The sequence below is a fragment of the Citrobacter braakii genome, assembly GCF_002075345.1.
In the GTDB taxonomy this organism is placed as follows: domain Bacteria; phylum Pseudomonadota; class Gammaproteobacteria; order Enterobacterales; family Enterobacteriaceae; genus Citrobacter; species Citrobacter braakii.
Window position 1 is genome coordinate 357,703 of record NZ_NAEW01000001.1, and the last position, 19,193, is coordinate 376,895.

The 19,193-nt window shown below is 47.1% G+C and carries 18 protein-coding genes and 4 pseudogenes; 9 read left to right on the forward strand and 13 right to left on the reverse strand.

Going from position 1 to position 19,193, the window contains the following annotated elements; all coding sequences use genetic code 11:
• Positions 1–199: 199 nt before the first annotated feature.
• Positions 200–574 carry a FlxA-like family protein gene (locus BZK42_RS01915; protein ID WP_016152722.1) on the reverse strand — a complete coding sequence of 125 codons (375 nt, stop codon included), beginning with the start codon at positions 572–574 and terminating at the stop codon, positions 200–202.
• A gap of 144 nt (positions 575–718) precedes the next feature.
• On the opposite strand from BZK42_RS01915, the gene BZK42_RS01920 reads away from it, so the two are divergent.
• Positions 719–907: a hypothetical protein gene (locus BZK42_RS01920; protein ID WP_049268779.1), complete on the forward strand. Its 189-nt coding sequence runs from the start codon at positions 719–721 to the stop codon at positions 905–907.
• Between the two features lie 92 nt (positions 908–999).
• Positions 1,000–1,107, forward strand: a pseudogene (locus BZK42_RS01925) (putative holin); the annotation flags it as partial.
• A gap of 136 nt (positions 1,108–1,243) precedes the next feature.
• Here BZK42_RS01925 and BZK42_RS01930 read toward each other — a convergent pair.
• A complete protein-coding gene (locus BZK42_RS01930; protein WP_048233519.1) occupies positions 1,244–1,537 on the reverse strand; it encodes a hypothetical protein in 294 nt (97 codons plus the stop codon).
• Positions 1,538–1,818: 281 nt separating this feature from the next.
• Here BZK42_RS01930 and BZK42_RS29480 point away from each other — a divergent pair, with 281 nt between their 5' ends.
• Entirely contained in the window at positions 1,819–2,910 is a 1,092-nt protein-coding gene (locus tag BZK42_RS29480) for a hypothetical protein (protein WP_080858662.1), read from the forward strand.
• A gap of 11 nt (positions 2,911–2,921) precedes the next feature.
• Positions 2,922–3,509 carry a DUF4376 domain-containing protein gene (locus BZK42_RS01940; RefSeq protein ID WP_065554943.1) on the forward strand — a complete coding sequence of 196 codons (588 nt, stop codon included), beginning with the start codon at positions 2,922–2,924 and terminating at the stop codon, positions 3,507–3,509.
• Positions 3,510–3,535: 26 nt separating this feature from the next.
• On the opposite strand, the pseudogene BZK42_RS01945 reads toward BZK42_RS01940, so the two are convergent.
• Positions 3,536–3,667 (reverse strand): annotated as a pseudogene (locus tag BZK42_RS01945) (DinI family protein); the annotation flags it as partial.
• A 278-nt stretch (positions 3,668–3,945) separates the two neighbouring features.
• Between BZK42_RS01945 and BZK42_RS01950 the strand changes: the two are divergent.
• The gene (locus BZK42_RS01950) at positions 3,946–5,487 is read left to right on the forward strand and encodes an EAL domain-containing protein (RefSeq protein WP_249025124.1); all 1,542 of its coding nucleotides are present in this window, start codon (positions 3,946–3,948) and stop codon (positions 5,485–5,487) included.
• 114 nt (positions 5,488–5,601) lie between these two features.
• On the opposite strand, the pseudogene BZK42_RS28890 reads toward BZK42_RS01950, so the two are convergent.
• The 4 genes and pseudogenes from BZK42_RS28890 to BZK42_RS01965 all read right to left on the reverse strand — a co-directional run.
• Positions 5,602–5,697 (reverse strand): annotated as a pseudogene (locus BZK42_RS28890) (SOS response-associated peptidase); the annotation flags it as partial.
• A 617-nt stretch (positions 5,698–6,314) separates the two neighbouring features.
• Positions 6,315–7,658: an MFS transporter gene (locus tag BZK42_RS01955; RefSeq protein WP_047054294.1), complete on the reverse strand. Its 1,344-nt coding sequence runs from the start codon at positions 7,656–7,658 to the stop codon at positions 6,315–6,317.
• An 85-nt stretch (positions 7,659–7,743) separates the two neighbouring features.
• Positions 7,744–8,589, reverse strand: coding sequence for a fumarylacetoacetate hydrolase family protein (locus BZK42_RS01960; protein ID WP_047054293.1), 846 nt, complete (start codon positions 8,587–8,589; stop codon positions 7,744–7,746).
• A 76-nt stretch (positions 8,590–8,665) separates the two neighbouring features.
• Complete coding sequence (locus BZK42_RS01965; RefSeq protein ID WP_080858664.1) at positions 8,666–9,829, reverse strand: mandelate racemase/muconate lactonizing enzyme family protein; 1,164 nt, start codon at positions 9,827–9,829, stop codon at positions 8,666–8,668.
• Positions 9,830–10,011: 182 nt separating this feature from the next.
• On the opposite strand from BZK42_RS01965, the gene BZK42_RS01970 reads away from it, so the two are divergent.
• A complete protein-coding gene (locus BZK42_RS01970) occupies positions 10,012–10,938 on the forward strand; it encodes a LysR family transcriptional regulator (RefSeq protein WP_047054289.1) in 927 nt (308 codons plus the stop codon).
• Between the two features lie 99 nt (positions 10,939–11,037).
• Here the strand turns inward: BZK42_RS01970 and BZK42_RS29025 are convergent, their stop codons facing one another.
• From BZK42_RS29025 to znuC, 6 genes and pseudogenes are all read right to left on the reverse strand, one after another.
• Positions 11,038–11,244 (reverse strand): hypothetical protein, encoded by a 207-nt coding sequence (locus BZK42_RS29025; RefSeq protein ID WP_080858665.1) that lies wholly within the window; start codon positions 11,242–11,244, stop codon positions 11,038–11,040.
• Between the two features lie 54 nt (positions 11,245–11,298).
• Positions 11,299–11,562, reverse strand: a pseudogene (locus BZK42_RS28895) (SOS response-associated peptidase family protein); the annotation flags it as partial.
• Between the two features lie 532 nt (positions 11,563–12,094).
• Positions 12,095–12,484 carry an Arm DNA-binding domain-containing protein gene (locus BZK42_RS29210; protein WP_318043728.1) on the reverse strand — a complete coding sequence of 130 codons (390 nt, stop codon included), beginning with the start codon at positions 12,482–12,484 and terminating at the stop codon, positions 12,095–12,097.
• 135 nt (positions 12,485–12,619) lie between these two features.
• Positions 12,620–13,477, reverse strand: coding sequence for a protein YibB (gene yibB / locus BZK42_RS01985; protein WP_046276027.1), 858 nt, complete (start codon positions 13,475–13,477; stop codon positions 12,620–12,622).
• A gap of 703 nt (positions 13,478–14,180) precedes the next feature.
• Complete coding sequence (znuB, locus tag BZK42_RS01995; RefSeq protein ID WP_080858666.1) at positions 14,181–14,966, reverse strand: zinc ABC transporter permease subunit ZnuB; 786 nt, start codon at positions 14,964–14,966, stop codon at positions 14,181–14,183.
• Positions 14,963–15,718, reverse strand: coding sequence for a zinc ABC transporter ATP-binding protein ZnuC (gene znuC / locus BZK42_RS02000; protein ID WP_016152761.1), 756 nt, complete (start codon positions 15,716–15,718; stop codon positions 14,963–14,965). The genes znuB and znuC overlap by 4 nt, the downstream gene beginning before the upstream one ends.
• A 78-nt stretch (positions 15,719–15,796) precedes the next feature.
• Here znuC and znuA point away from each other — a divergent pair, with 78 nt between their 5' ends.
• The 3 genes from znuA to lpxM all read left to right on the forward strand — a co-directional run bounded on the left by znuA (position 15,797) and on the right by lpxM (position 19,167).
• A complete protein-coding gene (gene znuA / locus BZK42_RS02005; protein ID WP_019076521.1) occupies positions 15,797–16,741 on the forward strand; it encodes a zinc ABC transporter substrate-binding protein ZnuA in 945 nt (314 codons plus the stop codon).
• 15 nt (positions 16,742–16,756) lie between these two features.
• Positions 16,757–18,076 (forward strand): murein DD-endopeptidase MepM, encoded by a 1,320-nt coding sequence (gene mepM / locus BZK42_RS02010; RefSeq protein ID WP_016152763.1) that lies wholly within the window; start codon positions 16,757–16,759, stop codon positions 18,074–18,076.
• A 119-nt stretch (positions 18,077–18,195) separates the two neighbouring features.
• The gene (lpxM, locus tag BZK42_RS02020) at positions 18,196–19,167 is read left to right on the forward strand and encodes a lauroyl-Kdo(2)-lipid IV(A) myristoyltransferase (protein ID WP_080858667.1); all 972 of its coding nucleotides are present in this window, start codon (positions 18,196–18,198) and stop codon (positions 19,165–19,167) included.
• The last annotated feature ends 26 nt before the right edge of the window (positions 19,168–19,193 follow it).

Sequence of the window (19,193 nt, forward strand, 5' to 3'; positions counted from 1 at the left end):
AAAAAGCGAACAATTTGAACATAACGAGAACCCCGCCACAGCGGGGTTTTTGGTTTCCGGCGATACGACAGGGGTATTCGCGAGGTGCATAGCACCAGTACCCCTGTCATATCGCCGATCTGAAATCGTTAACTCGAAAACAAGTTCTCACAATCCTTTTTCGTTTCTAACTCAGAGGAAAAATGATAGGGGGTCACTGCTAAACGTAGACATCAATATTTTTAGTATTATTCCCTGCAACGTTCGAACTTGATTTGTCACTTACCGTAGGTAATGCACCCGATGCCATTTGGTTTTTTTCTGCTTCTTGTTTTTGTAATTGAGCAATTTTTGCGTACATAGACTCGATTTGCCTTTGAATCATCTCCATCTGCTGTTTAAGCAGTTTTGCCTCATCTTCGGAGGTTACTTCATTTATTTTTGAACCCATGGCGCTGAGTTCTTTTGTCAACTCACCAATTTGTTTTTTCAGGTTTTGAATTTGTTGTGAAACAGAGTTGCCAGTACTTGAAGGTGCTTGTTTTACTGTGCTTTGCAGTATGTCCTGACCCAAAGTGCTAACTGTCATGCTCATGGTGGTTCCTCCGGCCTTACATTTATTACCCATTATCGTCATCTTTCGAAATTACTTTATTAGCAAAGATTAAGTTGTGGCTTCCTGCACCACAGCATTATTTGTACTGCTCTATACTATCTGCTGAGTATCGCGGAGGAGCTTATGAAAGAAGGGTATTACTGGATTCAGCATGTCGGTGTTGTACAGGTAGCGTACTACACGAATGACACTGTTGATGACTTGGAAACGGGGAAAATAATCACAGGTGTTTGGCATCTGACCAGAGGCGATGACATTTGCCATAACGGTGAAGCAGAGGTGTTAGAAGGTCCTCTCTCTCCACCATTGTAAACAACCGTACTTACTTCGAGGCTGCCGCATGGCGGCCTTTTTTTTATTCCCCTCATTCCTGAGAGGACTCACAGCAATTTAGAGGGGGCTAAATGCCCGATCCGATTTCCGGTACTGGGCTGGCTGGTGGTGTCCTGACGGGGGCCAGTGTCTATGAACTGTTAACCGGAACCGATTACGGTGTGGTGTTTGGCGCATTTATCCGGGTAGCCCGTTCACGGGTCATAAGTAACGAAGTGTGATGTATATGTAAGATCGTATGCGCCTGTTAGGACGCAACTGGAAACAGAGCCTTATAGGCGTATCAGAAAAACCTCCGGCTATGCCGGAGGATATTTAAATAATTTCACCAGTCTTATAACCAAATTTCTCAAGTTTTAGCCTGGCTTCTTCTGCAATCTGCCATGATGAATTAACGGCTACCCAGATATTAGAATGTGTTTCGGGCTGATTCAGTGTTAAAGAATCTATGAAAACTTGAATCGGGTTTATAAACCCCTCTCTTTTTGTGCTCTCCAAAACAGAGTTAAGACTGTTGCTGATACTTTTACAGGCTTCTGTTAGTGCTGCAATATCCGCATCAAAACTGGATAAGTACACTCTGAATCGTTCATTTTTCCCATTATTCACGATCTATCCTTTTTCATTGGTTGCTAGAACCAAGTAGTAGATCAGGAATTGAATTGGAGAGCAAGCTACTGTAATTGGCTAGTCTAACCTTGCTCGATGGAAAAATTATCAAACATCATTTTTAGGCTGCCAACTGGCGGCCTTTTTCATTTCAGGCTCACGGGAATCATCCGCTACGTGCTTTGTTGATAAATCCAGCCCGTGAAGCCTGACCCTTTAATCACACACAGCGCCATGCCGCCGCATCTGAAACCTCAGCGCGTGAAAGCGCCCTCACGGCCATGCAGGCGGCAGAACAGGGTGATAACAGCGCGGCAGTTGCAGTGCTAAGTGAACAGCATGCCAGGGAGTACAGCGAAAAGGCTGCTAAATCAGAGGCTGCGGCATCAGCCAGTGCAGAATCGGCATCTTCCAGTGATGCATCAGCCCTGCAGTCAGCCGAAAAGGCTGAGAAACAGAAAAATGCAGCCGCTGAGAGTGTCACTCGCGCAGAACAGGCCAGAGATGAGGCCCTGACACTACGCGATGAAGCTCAGGAAAATGCCCTGAATGCCCGGAACAGCGCACAGGTTGCTGCTGCCAGTGAGAAAGAAAGTGGACAGGCAAGGGATGAAGCACAGCTTCTTGCTGAACAGGCCAGAAGTGCAGCCTCAAAAGCCGCCGCTGATACCATCAAAGAGATACAGGAAAATGAAGACCTCAGCGGCCCGCAGGGGCCGGCAGGTCCGACAGGTGCAACCGGGCCAAAAGGGGATAAGGGTGATATTGGGTTAACGGGGGCGACAGGTCCACAAGGACCCGTAGGGGCAGCAGGCCCACAGGGGCCGGCAGGTCCGACAGGCGCAGCCGGACCAAAAGGAGATAAGGGAGATAAAGGGGATACCGGATTAACTGGACCACAAGGGCCTGCAGGTGCAAAGGGGGCAACAGGCCCACAGGGGTCGGCAGGTCCGACAGGCGCAGCCGGACCAAAAGGAGATAAGGGAGATAAAGGGGATACCGGATTAACTGGACCACAAGGACCTGCAGGCGCAAAGGGAGCAACAGGAGCTACGGGACCACAAGGCCCGCAGGGACCGGCAGGCGCACCAGCGGGTGCACTTCATGCTGTAGGTACGTTTGCGCTGGCATATATGAGTGTTGGAGTACCTCTTGCCCCAGGCGCAACCGTTGCAGGGGGGAGTCTCAAGGCTTCCGGCATTATTTTTCCACCGGATCGTTATAGTACATTCACTATTGATGCCTACAGGTCGGGTGTTCAATATGGGCCTTACCCTCTTCCGGGGACGTGGCGAGCTTGCGGCATTATCTCAAACCAGTGGCCAAGCGGTACTGCTTCGAATTATGTAGGTCTTTTTCAGCGAATTTCATAAAAGGAAATTGTATGAACATTGAGGACATTCAGGCTCCTGAGTGGGCGAATAAAGAACATACAGCGATTAACTGTAAGGTTAAATTTGCAGAGTTTGATGAGTTTCTGCCGTTCACTGCTTGTCAGAACGATAATGAGGAGCATGGCAGGCGAATTTACAGTGAACTTGAATCCGGAAAGTATGGTCCTGTCACCCCTTTTGTTGTGACTGACAAAATGGTGGATAATTCACGCAACCAGAAGCTGGCTGAAATCAGCAACTGGCGGGATGCACAGGAAAACGCAAATATTATTTTTGAACTGGATGGTCATCGCTGGGATGGCGGAAAAGCCTCACAAGAACGGCTTGCTCCAGTTGTGGCAGTTGCGGGTTCAGGGGGGCTGCCGGAAGGGTTCTTCTGGACCGATGCGGATAATCACGATATTCCGGTGAATGCGGCGTTCCTGAAGCAACTGGAAGCGGCAATGGTGCAGGCGGTGGTGATACAGGGTTTTAAAATCCACGAACGGCAGCGGCAAATGAAAGAAAAGGTGGTGATGCTGAAGAGTCTGGATGAGATAGCGCAGTACAGGGTTGGCTGGCCGGAGGGCGATGGATGAGTCAGTTCACTACCCCGGCAATCCTGGAAATGCTGGGACACTACCATTTCCTGAACAATGCTGCTTATCTGTTCCTTCCCATACTTGCTGGCGTCAGTGTTGATCGCCGGCAGTGTCATGAGCGGTTTTACCCGAACACCAGCATCGGGGGAAGAACGCTCCCTCATCATACTCAGCCCCCTTGAATGCTATCATGTTCACGATGTTTGTACATGTAGGGAGACATGTACTTGATTGAAATGGAGACATAAATGTCACTTATATAGTTTTGTACTATAGTATGATGTCAGTTTCTAATGGAAAGTATAAAGAAACAACTATTGTTGCCGATAATCTATTTTAATTGTATGTTCAACATTGTATATTGATAGTGGAATGTATGTTGTCACAAAGGGTTAGGATATATTAAGAGGTTTGTGTGATAAAGAACTACAAATTGACTACACTTAAGCCCTATGTGATATCAATCACATTTTCATTTTTGCTGTTTTTGTCGTTAACTGAGATTTCTACTTATTATATATATAAGGAGCGTATCGATTCATATACAGAACGAGTATTGAATAGAAGTGTTAGTCTCATTCAACAGATTGATGAAATAAATGATGGTTATGAGATGTTTGATGCTTATAGTCCCTGTAGTGAACTACAGCTTCATGCTGTAAGAATCGCTCTATGGCCTTATGCACTTATAAAGGATATATCATTTATTTCTAATGGGGCAATTACTTGTACTGCGTTGTGGGGAAAGTTGCCAGCACCATTATTACTCAACATATACGATAGAAAAGTTGAAAAGGATAACTTGACGTGGTTTTTTGGCGTGTTGTTGGAAAATAATGTTAAAGCTGATTTACTAAGCAACCAAAAATTAGCTATAACGATTTCACCATTTGCTTTTAACAGATTTGCTACAGACCATGAAGAGAAAGGATTTTCAGCAATTGTCGGCAATAGAGATCATTCTCTTCATTTGTTTAGGTTTGGTGAACTGGTCGATCTGCTTGAGGAGGCTAAACATGATAAATCCTATCAGTTAGGACTTATTACTACGCAAAGTTGTAATGGAAAACATGACATCTGTGTCATGGGAGGAGTTAAATTTCCGTGGGTGAGTTTCGATAATTGGTTAATGATATTGTTGATTGCATTTACATCTATTGTAACAGGTGTTCTTTTAGGTGTTGTTTATAATCAAAAGGTTGCACGCAAACAATCATTAGTATCAAGATTAAAAAATGCCATAAGAAATGAATCATTATATCTTGTATATCAACCTATTTATAAAATAAAAACCGGTATGGTTATTGGTGTAGAGGCACTAATTAGATGGGATGACCATGATATTGGTAGCATTCCTCCTGATATTTTTATCCCTATTGCAGAGAGACATAATTTAATTCAAGATGTAAGTAATCTTGTATTTCGAATGGTAGTAAAAGAAGCTAGGTCCCTTTCTGAAAAATTTAATGTCTTTATAAGCATTAATGTTAGTTCACAAGACCTTTTGTCTGAATCTTTTCAAAGAAAAGTGTTTCAGATGATCGATGAATTAAATATAAAGCCCGGAATGATAATGATGGAATTAACAGAAAGACAGAGTGTGGATCTAAATTCACTCCAAAAGGTAATTTCTTTATTTAATGATAAAGGTATTTCAATAGCCATTGATGATTTCGGGACGGGCTATTCAAATTTAAACTGGCTGTCAAGTTTACAAATAGATGAAATTAAAATTGATAAATCAATTACAGACTCTATCGATGAATACTCTATAAGTAATAATTTATTATCAGGATTGGTAGAGATTTTTAAAGATATAACTCATAAGGTCGTATTCGAAGGTGTGGAAACATCAACTCAGGTTAATTATTTAACTGAAATGTTCCCTGAGTGCGGTGTACAGGGATGGTATTACTCAAAGCCGTTATCTATAGATAAATTGACAAAATTAGTCGAGGATGCCAATTTGCCTTAATAGTTATTACTTTATTTTCATTGTTTTCACATTCTATATAACACGCGTAACCGCGAGCTATATAAATTTAGCTGCAGAAGGATTTTGATATCTTGCCGCATTCAATCAGCTAGTTGGCTCAAAATTGTATGGAATGTCGCGTTCACCTTCTTCAGCGAGCAGGGCAAGATAGTCCTCTCGTGTCATTGACTGTGAAAAGCGTCCACACATAGAAACCTCCAGCCATATGTCAGACTAAAAGTATTGGGCAGTAAGAAAAAGTGGTGCGCACCGTTAAAGATTTAAACGGAGCTTGTAAAATAAATCGGAATGATTTCTTTGTGAATTGATGAATTCCGAAAGTGAAGGGGGCCTTAATCATTGTGTTCGAGAGCGATTAAGAGACAACATTTGACGGACTTTTTCCCAGTGATTCCCCGAAGCTTCCCCTTTCAGAAAAAAGACATAAAAAAATCAGCCGTAACAGGCTGGTTATTAAAGGATTTTTGGTCGGCACGAGAGAATTTGAACCTCCGACCCCCGACACCCCATGATGGCGAGTTACCGCTTAAGGGCTGCTATGTGCCAGAAGCGGACGTTGCATAACATCAGTTATACCCAGGGTATCAGGCACACTCTATTACCGGAATGGATTCAATCTTGCATAAAGTTCATTCATTATGCGTAATTGATTCTGATCTGCTCTTCCCGCCTGAGTACGAGCCCGGCGCCTGTATATGCCGCCAGAGATTCTCTGATATATAACCTCACATCGCACTCCTGATTAATAAACGTCAGTGATTATAAAAATGTCTGCCTGCCCCATACGCAGGGGCAGGTTCTGCATTCTATTCCCGCGCGGAAATCGTCCTGCGGGAAGTAACCCGGAATGCCTGCCTGATGTCCCAGACGCTTTCCTCACGTCCCACGGCCAGGGCAAACAGTACTCCCCCCACGATTGAGAACAGACCCAGTACGCTCCATGCGAGCGTCATGTCAGTACCGCCCCCCAGGTGCTTCAGGTAGCCGGCAACAAGCGGTCCGCCAAACTGACCAATAAAGTTGCTGCATGCACCTACAAATGCCACCGCAGGGACCGCTTTCCTTGTCGGGAGGATTTCCGTCAACCGGACGTAAACCAACGGCACAAGCATCTTCATTGTCAGGCCGACAAACATGAACAGGGCTATCTGCACCCAGTAGTAAGACAGCGGAACAAAGGCCGCGGCTGACAACGCGATACCGCACAACACGGTGGGAATAGCGGCATGCAGCCGCCGTTCCTGGTTGTATTTATCTGACCGCCGGGTGATATACCAGATGCCCACCATGGTCATCAGGAAAGGCATTCCGCTGATTAGACCGACTATGAATTCACTGAGCGTTCCATACCCCTTAAGTGCCGTCGGCAGCCAGAGCGTAAAGCCGTATGCCAGCATGCTGTGCAGGGAATAGCCGATTAACATCAGCCAGAGTGCCGGTATTTTGATAATGGTCCACCAGGGGTCAGATTTCTCCTTCACATAGTTTGACTGCTCAGCCGCAAGGTCTTTCTGGATATGATCCCGGTCCTCGGCGCTGAGCCAGCTTGCAGCCTGAATACTTTTAGGTACCAGATAAAACCAGATGATGCAGAACAGCCACGCGGGTGCCCCCTCAATGACCATCATCATGCGCCAGTCATGATGTGCCAGGATCCAGCCCGATATTGGACCGGCCAGAAACGCACCGGCCCCCAGGCTGAGGTTCCAGATACCAAATGCGCGTCCCCTTTCTGGCTTCATAAACCATTGTGCCAGAAACATCGCCGTTGCTGCCTGAATCGGCCCTTCAGCAAGTCCCAAGAAGAAACGGATGGCAACCAGTTCACCAAAGTTACGCGTCAGACCCGTGAGCATGGCGCAGGCACCAAAAAGAAACAGGCTGACGCCAATTATTCTTCGCGATCCAAAGCGAAGCGCCAGCCAGCCAGCGGTAAACTGCGTCGCCACGTAGCCCCATGCAAATGCACCGCCAAGCCAGCCAGCTTCTACCGGGCTGAGCCCCATCTCGGCCGTAATATGGGGCAGCGCCATGCCTATATTCACCCGGTCGAAGAAAGAAATGGTATACATGATAAACACTGCAGGGAGTATTATTGTCCAGCGTTTTTTCCCGATAAGCGCATTACCTTTAAGAGCATTATCACTCATGATAACTTCCTCATTTAGAGCAGATGTAGGGGAGGAAATGCTGATTTCAGGTCCTTTTAAATATCAGTCAGATAAAATATTTTTATTATTTTGAAGCTGCAACGACGTAATTAGTCAGGCGACCAACTGACTCAATTTCGACTTCAATAATATCGCCGTCATTAAGAAATACCTGCGGGTTACGTGAACGACCAACACCGCCTGGTGAGCCCGTCAAAATAACATCACCCGGGGATAGCTGTGTAAAGGTACTCATATAACTGATAATTTTGCTTATTGGATGAACCATATTAGCTGTACTGTCCTGCTGAACAATTTCACCATTAAGCCAGGTTTTTAACTGAAGCTTTTGCGGATCGGGGACCTCATCACACGTAACCAGCCAGGGACCGAACCCACCTGTTTTGCTCCAATTTTTGCCGGCAGTGAACCAGGTATGCTGCCAGTCACGCACGGAGCCATCCATATAGCAGGAATAGCCCGCTATGTATTCTGCAGCGTCCTGCTCAGCGATGTTTATGCCGGATTTTCCGATTATGATTACAAGCTCACCCTCATAATCGAGCTGATCGCTCAGCGCAGGCTTCACGATGTTGCCCAGATGAGCGGTCTGAGAATCTGAGAACCGGATGAATATGGTAGGCGCATCCGAAGTAATACTAAACTCAGTGCGTTTGGCCTGATAATTCATGCCGACGCAAAGTATTTTGCCCGGATTATCAATAACAGGAAGGAAGGTAATATCAGAAAGCTGATAATCCGGCTCATAGCTGATATATCCGTCAGCTGCTGCGATCCCTTTTTCTCTGATAAAACTTTTCAAATCGGGAGTATCAATATCTGTCCGGCTTCTCAGGTCAATAACTCCCTCACCCTGTAAAATACCGTAACTTTTATATCCATCAGGCGTCAGATAACTTAAAAGCTTCATACATTTTTCCCGCTACGCCCTTCCGCATCGCGGAAGGGCGTCATTAAATTAAGCAAGACGAGATGTCAGCAGAGACTTATACAGCCAGCGCGCGCATTTCTTTGATAAGGTCTGATTTACCCTCAAAACCGATACCCGGCAGTTCCGGCATGATGATATGGCCATCTTCCACCTTCACCGAGTCAGGGAAACCGCCGTAAGGCTGGAACAGATCGGGATAGCTTTCATTGCCACCAAGGCCAAGGCCTGCGGCAATGTTCAGGGACATCTGGTGACCCCCATGAGGGACGCAGCGTGACGGTGACCAGCCAAATTGCTCAAGCACATCAAGCGTGCGCAGATATTCAACCAGACCATAAGAGAGTGCGCAGTCAAACTGCAGATAGTCTCGATCCGGGCGCATGCCGCCATAGCGCAGCAGATTTCGCGCATCCTGATGGGAGAAAAGGTTTTCACCCGTGGCCATTGAGCCCGGATAGAACTCTGACAGCGCGGCCTGCAGGGAGTAATCCAGTGGGTCACCGACCTCTTCGTACCAGAACAGCGGGTAGTCACGCAGCATTTTCGCATAGGCAATACCGGTTTCCAGATCGAAGCGGCCATTGGCGTCAACGGCGAGACGCGCTTCGCTGCCAATTTCCTCCAGGACGGCCTCAATACGGCGACGGTCCTCTTCCAGAGACGCTCCACCGATTTTCATCTTCACAACGTTATAGCCGCGATTAAGATAACCGCGCATCTCCTGACGCAGCGCGCTCAGATCTTTACCCGGGTAATAGTAACCGCCCGCCGCGTAGACAAAAACACGCGGGTTAGCCTCAACGCCCTTCATTTCTGCCAGCAGGCGGAACAGCGGCTTGTTAGCAATTTTTGCGGTTGCATCCCAGATGGCCATGTCCAACGTACCTACCGCAACTGAACGTTCGCCGTGACCGCCCGGTTTTTCGTTGCTCATCATGACGTCCCAGATCTTATGCGGATCTAGATTGTCGCCTTTGGCATTCAGCAGGCTTTCTGGTTCGGCTTCGAGGATACGGTTGCGGAAGCGTTCACGGATCAGGCCGCCCTGACCGTAACGGCCGTTAGAGTTGAAGCCGTATCCCACTACGCGACGTCCGTCTACCTCAACGTCTGTCACAACGGCAACCAGGCTGGCCGTCATCTTGCTGAAATCGATGTAAGCATTACGGATAGGGGAAGAAATAGGCTTGGTAATTTCTACAACGTCAAGGATACGCATGTTCTCTCCGGCAGTTTCCAGTCAAATACGATCTAACTAAATTACCTACGCTATATTTTATGTCATGCCGTATATTTATCGGCATAATGCACTAACGTAGTGTTCAGGGACCTTGTTGTCCTGTCTGATACCATCCTAAGCAGTTAACAAATTTCGTTCTAATGCCAAAGAGGCAGGCTGTAATGCAAAATCGGCATCACTTGGAGTTAACTTGGCTTGAGGACTGTGTTGCGCTGGCACAGTCCTTGAATTTCTCCCGTGCGGCAGCTTCACGATATGTGACGCAGCCAGCATTCAGCCGGAGGATTGTCTCGCTGGAAGAGTGGCTTGGAACGCCGCTTTTTGAAAGAAATCGTCGGGGCGTCAGCCTGACGCGCGCCGGGGAAGTATTCGTTACGCAGATCCCTGAACTTATTCGCGCACTTTATACCTTGAGAAGTGAATCTATAGAGGCCGCAGGAGAAACCAGACCGGATGTTATTTTTTCCGCCACGCACTCTCTGTCATTTTCTTTTTTCCCAGCACTGATGCGTAATAACGAAAAAATCGCCCGCTTCGGTTCTTTTCGCCTGTTATCTGACACACTGAGTGCCTGTGAACGCATGATCGACAAAGGTGACGCGCAGTTTTTGCTTTGTTACTACCACCCTCATATGCGCATCAATCTTGATCAGTCGAAATACTTCAGTGTTCGGCTCGGGCGGGAAACATTATTGCCTTATTCCAGATGCGATCCGGCAACCCGCGAGCCAATGTGGTATGCATCGGGCGGCAAAAAGTTTCCTTTTCTGTCCTATTCGGCTGAATCCGGCCTTGGCCGGATCCTTTCCAACACCTCGCAGGTCAACCGTGCCAGACGCGGAATGGAAATCGCATTCACTGCCGATCTGGCTGCAACATTACTGGCCATGGTCAGGGCCGGTGACGGCATCGCATGGTTGCCGGAAACGCTGGCAGCGCCGGATGTTGATGCCGGTTCCATTGCCGTTGCGGCGAAGAAAGAGAGCGCGCTCTGGGTACCCATAGACATCAGGCTTTTCCGCCCGGCAGCAAAGATGTCCCGCGCTGTAGAAGAGTTGTGGGAAATTTTCGTAGAGGACCAGATCTGACAATCGGAAAATATTCACGCATTTCTTACTGCACCATCATAAGAAAAAAGTGAGAGAACATGAAGCCCATAAGACGTGGCATTACATGCAGAGCTAGTACTATCCGATGGCCGCTCTTCGCTCATAGCGGACTTCAGCGGCAGTAAAAGCTTTATCATCGAGGTTTGCCAATAGTGGTAGTGCGTTGAATGTGCCGGCGAAAAACTTGGATTCTTGGCGAAAACTCTTCCCCAAACTAAAATCAAAGTTTAGATAATCAATGAGTTGTAAAGGTAGCCACTGGCTGTTTTTGAAAGTAGAAAGCATGATAATTTCAATTATATCAAATGGTAGCTATGAATTTGGCAATGTAATGCTGCGTCACATTGGTTGAATTAATTGGGGCCCCTGATTTTTCACATTTCCAACGGCACGCGTCACCGCGTGCCGTATAAATTTATCAGCCGGTACGGCACCATCGGCCCGATGAATAAAGCAAGACTGTTTCTTGTCGTCTTCCTTTTTCCATTCTTACCAGCCATCAGCTAAGCAAATTACACGGCCATGCTGCCAGAGTGGTTTAAACATTCTGCTGATGGTTGTAGTTTCAGAACGTGCATAAATTAGCGGCAGCTTAGACCACCATCGATTGTTAATTTTTGGGGGCAAATTTGGGGGCAAAAATCAGTTCGGGGCATGATTTGGGGCGATGAAATGACTCACATTGCCCGAAATTGTCCAAGGCGATTTTTCATTAACTGATTGATTTTATGGTAATTGACTGTAATTGCTAAATTTACAAAATCAATTTTATAGTCTAACGCTGATTATGAAGATTGAAAGCAGCGCTATGAAATTAAACAATATCTTCCCATGCGAGGGCGCATATCTCGCCTGGCCTCATCCCCGTATGTACGGCAACAATGATGATTAATGCCTGGCTACGGGGAAGGGCGGTTATCAGTGCCTGGTACTCATGAATTAAAAGTGGGTCGGGATCAGTTTTAGATAACTTGAGTCGCGACACGCCTTCATAAGGAGCATGCAATATAAACTGGCTTCGGTTTGCGAGCTTAAGCATTTCTGATAAAACTGCCTTCTGTTTATTGACTGTTGAGGGCGCGCGGCCCTGTCTGGCCAGATTCGGCATTGCCGGGTTAATAATTGTCCCGGTCAGTCACTCCTTTCGGTAATGCAAAATGTCGGCATGCTCAATATCTACCAGACGGGCATTTTCTGCGATTACACGCTGTAACGTATTTACGACCGAAGTAAGCGGTAGCAGCGTTGCACCAGATACCTCTAAGGATTTGGTGTCTGTAAAAAAATCACTCAGCTCTTTAAACGTGGTGATTTTTTTGGCTGTGATGAACTTCTTAAGCGTTTTGGGTTCCGGGAAACGTTCCGCATAGTCGAACTTACCGAACTGTATTTCGCTTGTTCTGAGCGCGCGAAGATTTCCAGCTTTTTTGATGTTGTTGCTGTTCACTGTCCAGCCCCGAAGGACTTCGCGGCAACGTATGCCGCGATAGGTAAATATGATCCGTTTAAAATGAACGATACCAATCGTATTTTTACCGAATCAACCCCGAGGATGCTCAAAACATCATCTGGCCTGAATCTCCATTGACTATATTACAGACTTATGTAAAACGATGCCGAGACTGATTAGAATCAGCATTGTTCATACATCAGCTAAAGATTATTTTCCTATTAGAGAGACTTTTAATCTTCTTGATAAAGTAATTAAATCTTTCCTTCCGAATAGTTTAAACAGATTAAACCAGCGGTTCTTACCCAAGTAATTTAGTTTTATTAATTGGGGGTTGTAATGGTAGCACATTATAAAAATACCCTGATCGTCATCAACTATGTTATTTTTGAGGGTTTTTATTTGACACTGACAAACTAGTTTGTAAAATTCCTTCCATTTTTTTTGTGTTGCTACGATTGCCCCACCAATAATATAGGAGCGATTGTTAATCATGTGGTCAAAAACCTGATGGATAGTTTTGACTGTCAGGCCTTTTTTAACTGTAAAGAAATTAACTTTGTTTCGGTCGAAAGGATAATCCCATCGAGATAACCCTCTGGTTACTTCTGCACTACGGCAGTAACCAAAGTCAACCCATGCAACCATATCATTATTTACAAGATTTAACTCTATAGCTCTGTTGACAAAATATGTTTTCAGATTGCAAACCAGTGCATAGTCTGGGGACCAGTATTCGGGATTAATCAACTGGCGAGTTTCAAGCTTGCTTATGAATTCGACATCTTTTTGAATCTGCGAAATTATTTTTTTAATATGTCGAAATTTTTTATTAATATCTAAAGCCACTACAACAGTGTTTTTCCCGTGTCTAATTTTTTCAACTTTGGGTTTAAGTTCACTGGATGTAAAAATGACCATATCATTATCTAATTCAGACAGGTTTTTAAAATACTGAATATAGGTATCAGATGTTCTCTCTAAATGAGGAGAGAAACCTTTATTACTCGTCCAGTCTCCTCGTCCTATATCGAAAAACGCTGTAACTATGGTAATAGATGAATTCATTTTCATACAACCCGTGTTTTATACCTATCCAATAACTACTAAAATGTTGAATACATATTTATTATGTCTGTCATATGGAGGCATTCTATCAGTATCAACATGAGGCGGGAAGCATCATGTGATATTTAAAATGAAAAACAATGGGTTGCACTTATCGAATTTTTGAGGATTTCAACGGATATACCAAACAACAGGTTAGCACAATGTATTATTTAATGATAAATAATACATGGCGGTATTATTTGCTTTGCAACTGTCTGTTTTTTATAATATATGATAACCATAGGTTGCTGAATTAAATAAAACAGTATTCCTTCCATGATATTTGGAGTAATAACGGACATCATTAAAGATGACTAGGCTGGCCAATTGATAGTGAGCAGAAATGAGAGTTGCTGCAACCACGGTGTAAACAAGAGTATGATTGCGTCTCACAGGTTAATGTTCGTTAGTGCGAGTAATGATGCCACGATGTAGCGATATTGAAATGGCCTGGCATGCTTAGATACATGGAGAACCGAATGCCCGGAAGACTGTCACCACACAGTGGTTCGTCCAGGAACTGATCAAGGTTAAATGGAACTGGACGATGAAACACGCTAACGACTGGATCGAGTGGTATGTGGCAATGTTATTCAGGATGGGTCGTTCATGAAATAAAAAGCCGGATAAGGCGATAGCCTCCATCCGGCTAAAATACGCATTAGCTCGCCTGTTTTTTCATCATGCTGAAGATAAACAGCAGCGCAGCACACAGCACCACGGAAGGACCTGCCGGGGTGTCATAGAAGGCCGAGAAGGTCAGCCCGCCTGTAACCGCTATTATTCCCACACCAACGGCAACCCCTGCCATCTGTTCTGGCGTACGGGCAAAGCGACGGGCGGTTGCCGCAGGGATAATAAGCAGCGAGGTGATAATTAACGCCCCGACAAATTTCATCGCCACGCCAATAGTTAATGCTGTGACCAGCATCAGCAGAAGCTTAACGCGTTGCAGTTTCACGCCATCCACAAATGCCAGATCCGGACTGATGGTCATCGACAGCAGGTTGCGCCACTGCCAGAACAAAATCGCCAGAACGATAACCACCCCAATGGCGATGGAGATAAGATCTTCTGGCGTCACGGCGAGCAAATCACCAAACAGGTAGGCCATCAGATCCACACGGATGTTGGACATCAGGCTGACGACAACCAGCCCTAATGACAGCGCACTGTGGGCCATAATGCCCAGTAAGGTATCAATCGCGAGGTGGGGGCGTTTTTCCAGCCATACCAGACCGCCTGCCAGCAACAAGGTGACGACGATGACCGCATAGAAAGGGTTTACATCCAGCAGCAGGCCAAAGGCGACTCCCAGTAGCGAAGCGTGGGCCAGCGTATCACCGAAATAAGACATTCTACGCCAGACCACAAACGAGCCGAGCGGGCCAGCGGCACAGGCCAGCATGATCCCGGCTAACCAACCGGGTAATAACAATTCAATCATGAGTGACCATTTCCCCGGCGTAAGACGATACGACCCTGTAAATCGTGGCGGTGATTATGATTATGACGGTAAATTCCGAGTTGTTCGGCACCGCGTTGTCCGAACATTGAGATGAATTCCGGGTGCATGGAAACCACTTCCGGCGCACCAGAACAACAAATATGATGGTTCAGGCACAGTACCTCATCGGTTTTTGCCATCACCAGATGCAGGTCATGAGAAACCATCAGTACGGCGCAATCCAGTTCACGTCGCAGCTGGTCGATAAGATCGTACAGTGCGACTTGCCCATTGACATCCACGCCCTGGGTTGGCTCATCAAGTACCAGTAGCTGAGGTTTATTCAATAAAGCACGGGCCAACAGGACGCGTTGTGTCTCCCCGCCAGAGAGTTTTTGCATCGGCGCATTCATCAGATGTCCGGCCTGAACACGCTTCAGTGCCGGAAGGATATCTTCTTTTTTGGTGCCGGGACGTAGGCGCATAAACCGACTTACCGTCAGCGGAAGCGTCGTATCGAGGTACAGTTTTTGCGGCACATAGCCAATCCGCAATCGACCATTACGCTTGATAACTCCCTCATCAGCCTCTACCAGCCCTAATACAACGCGCACCAGCGTAGATTTCCCGGCACCATTTGGGCCGAGAAGCGTCAATATTTTACCGGGTCGAAGTTCAAGCGATACGTCAGAGAGGACGCGGCGTTGACCATAAGAGACCGAGACATTTTCCAGTGAAACCAAAGTCGTCATATCAATTTTAGTCTTGCAGAAGTTATAGAATGTTATAATATCACAATTCTCACATTCATTACGATGATTGGTCGCATTATGTTACATAAAAATACGCTTCTTTTCGCAGCATTATCCGCTGCTCTTTGGGGTAGTGCAACACAGTCGGCAAATGCCGCTGTCGTGGCTTCTCTTAAGCCACTGGGGTTTATCGCTTCAGCCATTGCTGACGGGGTTACTGACACCCAGGTTCTGCTGCCTGACGGGGCTTCCGAACACGATTACTCATTGCGTCCTTCAGACGTAAAACGCTTACAGGGCGCGGACTTAGTCGTTTGGATTGGACCTGAGATGGAAGCGTTTATGGAAAAATCAGTCAAGAATATTCCTAACGCAAAACAGGTAACGATTGCGCAGCTCAATGACGTGAAGCCGTTACTCATGAAAGGTGCTGACGACGATGATGACGATCATGGACATAATGATGCCGGCAGTGAAAAAAGTGACGAGCATCACCATCACGGCGATTACAACATGCATCTTTGGCTTTCCCCAGAGATAGCACGGGCCTCAGCGGTTGCAATCCATGAAAAATTAGTGGAACTTATGCCGCAAAGTCGAGCCAAACTTGACGCCAACCTGAAGGATTTTGAGGCACAATTAGCCGCAACCGATAAGCAGGTAGGTAACGAGCTCGCGCCGCTCAAGGGAAAAGGTTACTTCGTTTTTCATGACGCCTATGGCTACTACGAAAAACACTACGGACTAACACCGCTTGGTCACTTTACCGTGAACCCTGAGATTCAACCTGGTGCGCAGCGTTTACATGAAATAAGAACACAGTTGGTTGAGCAAAAAGCAACCTGCGTTTTTGCTGAGCCACAGTTCAGGCCAGCGGTCGTTGAAGCCGTCGCGAGAGGGACATCCGTTCGAATGGGAACGTTGGATCCGCTCGGAACGAATATCAAACTGGGTAAAACAAGCTATTCAGCGTTTTTGAACCAATTAGCCAACCAGTATGCGAGCTGCCTGAAAGGAGATTAATGAGGAAGTGATTACGTGCAACAGATAGCCCGCTCTGTCGCTCTGGCATTTAATAATCTGCCGCGGCCCCATCGCGTTATGCTGGGGTCGCTTACCGTACTGACATTGGCCGTCGCTGTCTGGCGGCCCTATGTTTACCATCCTGATTCTGCACCTATCGTCAAAACTATCGAGCTGGAAAAAAGCGAGATTCGTTCACTATTGCCTGAGGCCAGCGAACCTATCGATCAGGCCGCTCAGGAAGACGAAGCTATCCCACAGGACGAACTGGATGACAAAACGTCTGGTGAAGCCGGCGTGCATGAGTATGTTGTCTCCACGGGCGATACGCTGAGCAGTATTCTGAATCAGTACGGCATCGATATGGGTGACATCAGCCAACTCGCGGCTTCCGACAAACAACTGCGTAACCTGAAAATTGGTCAGCAACTTTCCTGGACGTTAGGCGCGGAAGGTGATTTGCAGCGCCTGACCTGGGAAGTCTCCCGTCGTGAAACCCGTACTTACGATCGCACCGCGACGGGTTTCAAAATGAGCAGCGAAATGCAGCAGGGCGATTGGGTTAACAGCCGAATCAAAGGCACCGTGGGCGGAAGCTTCGTCGCCAGTGCCAAAGATGCCGGACTGACCAGCTCTGAAATCAGCGCAGTGATTAAGGCCATGCAGTGGCAGATGGATTTCCGCAAACTGAAAAAAGGCGATGAGTTCTCGGTACTGATGTCTCGCGAAATGCTGGACGGTAAACGCGAGCAAAGCCAACTGCTGGGCGTACGCTTGCGTTCTGAAGGCAAAGATTATTACGCAATCCGTGCTGAAGACGGTAAGTTCTATGACCGCAACGGTACCGGACTGGCGAAAGGCTTTATGCGTTTCCCGACGGCTAAGCAGTTCCGCATATCTTCCAACTTTAACCCGCGTCGTCTGAACCCGGTGACCGGACGCGTTGCGCCGCACAAAGGTGTCGACTTTGCGATGCCGCAGGGGACGCCGGTGCTGTCGGTGGGTGATGGCGAAGTGGTTGTAGCGAAGCGCAGCGGCGCAGCCGGATACTATGTTGCGGTTCGTCATGGTCGCACCTATACCACGCGTTATATGCACCTGCGTAAGTTGTTGGTCAAACCAGGACAAAAAGTGAAACGTGGCGATCGTATCGCGCTGTCTGGCAATACCGGGCGTTCAACGGGTCCGCATCTGCACTACGAAGTCTGGATCAACCAGCAGGCAGTGAATCCTCTGACGGCGAAACTGCCGCGCACAGAAGGCCTGACCGGGTCGGATCGCACCGATTACCTGGCTCAGGTGAAAGAGGTTGTTCCTCAGTTGCGTTTCGATTAATTAACACGCTGACAGAGCCGGTACGCTATGCGTGCCGGCTTTTTTATTTTGTACGGCGCATCGCGCGCCGCTACACTATCAGCAGATCTACTTTTCGCCGTACCAGACACTGGAAGAGCATGGAAACGAAAAAAAAGAATATTGAATATATCCCCGAGTTTCACAAATCATTTCGCCATCCGCGCTACTGGGGGGCGTGGCTGGGCGTGGCGGCGATAGCAGGTATTTCGTTAACGCCGGCATCATTTCGCGATCCAATTCTGGCAAAGCTCGGAAGAATGGCTGGGCGGCTGGGAAAAAGCTCGCGTCGCAGAGCACTGATCAATTTATCCCTCTGCTTTCCTGAGCGCAGCGAAGCTGAGCGTGAAGCTATTGTCGATGAGATGTTTGCGACTGCACCTCAGGCGATGGTCATGATGTCGGAACTCGCCATACGCGGCCCGGAAAAAATTCAGCATCGGGTCGACTGGCAGGGGCTGGAAATCATCGAAGAGATGCGTCGCAACGATGAAAAAGTGATTTTTCTGGTTCCTCATGGTTGGGGCGTAGATATCCCAGCGATGCTGATGGCTTCCCAGGGACAGAAAATGGCTGCGATGTTCCACAATCAGGGAAATCCGGTATTCGATTATGTCTGGAACACGGTACGCCGTCGTTTCGGTGGTCGTTTGCATGCGCGTAATGATGGCATCAAACCGTTTATTCAGTCTGTACGTCAGGGATATTGGGGATACTACCTGCCGGATCAGGACCATGGCCCTGAGCACAGCGAGTTTGTGGATTTTTTTGCTACCTATAAAGCCACGTTACCGGCGATTGGCCGCCTGATGAAGGTGTGTCACGCCCGTGTGGTGCCGCTGTTCCCGGTATACAATGGGAAAACGCATCGCTTAACGATTCAGGTTCGTCCTCCGATGGATGACATCCTGACGGCGGATGACCACACCATTGCCAGACGAATGAACGAAGAAGTGGAAATCTTTGTGGCGCCGCATCTCGAGCAATACACCTGGATTCTAAAACTGCTTAAGACGCGTAAACCTGGTGAAATTGAGCCTTATAAGCGTAAAGATCTTTATCCGAAGAAATAAAAAAAAAGCCTCTCAAACGAGAGGCT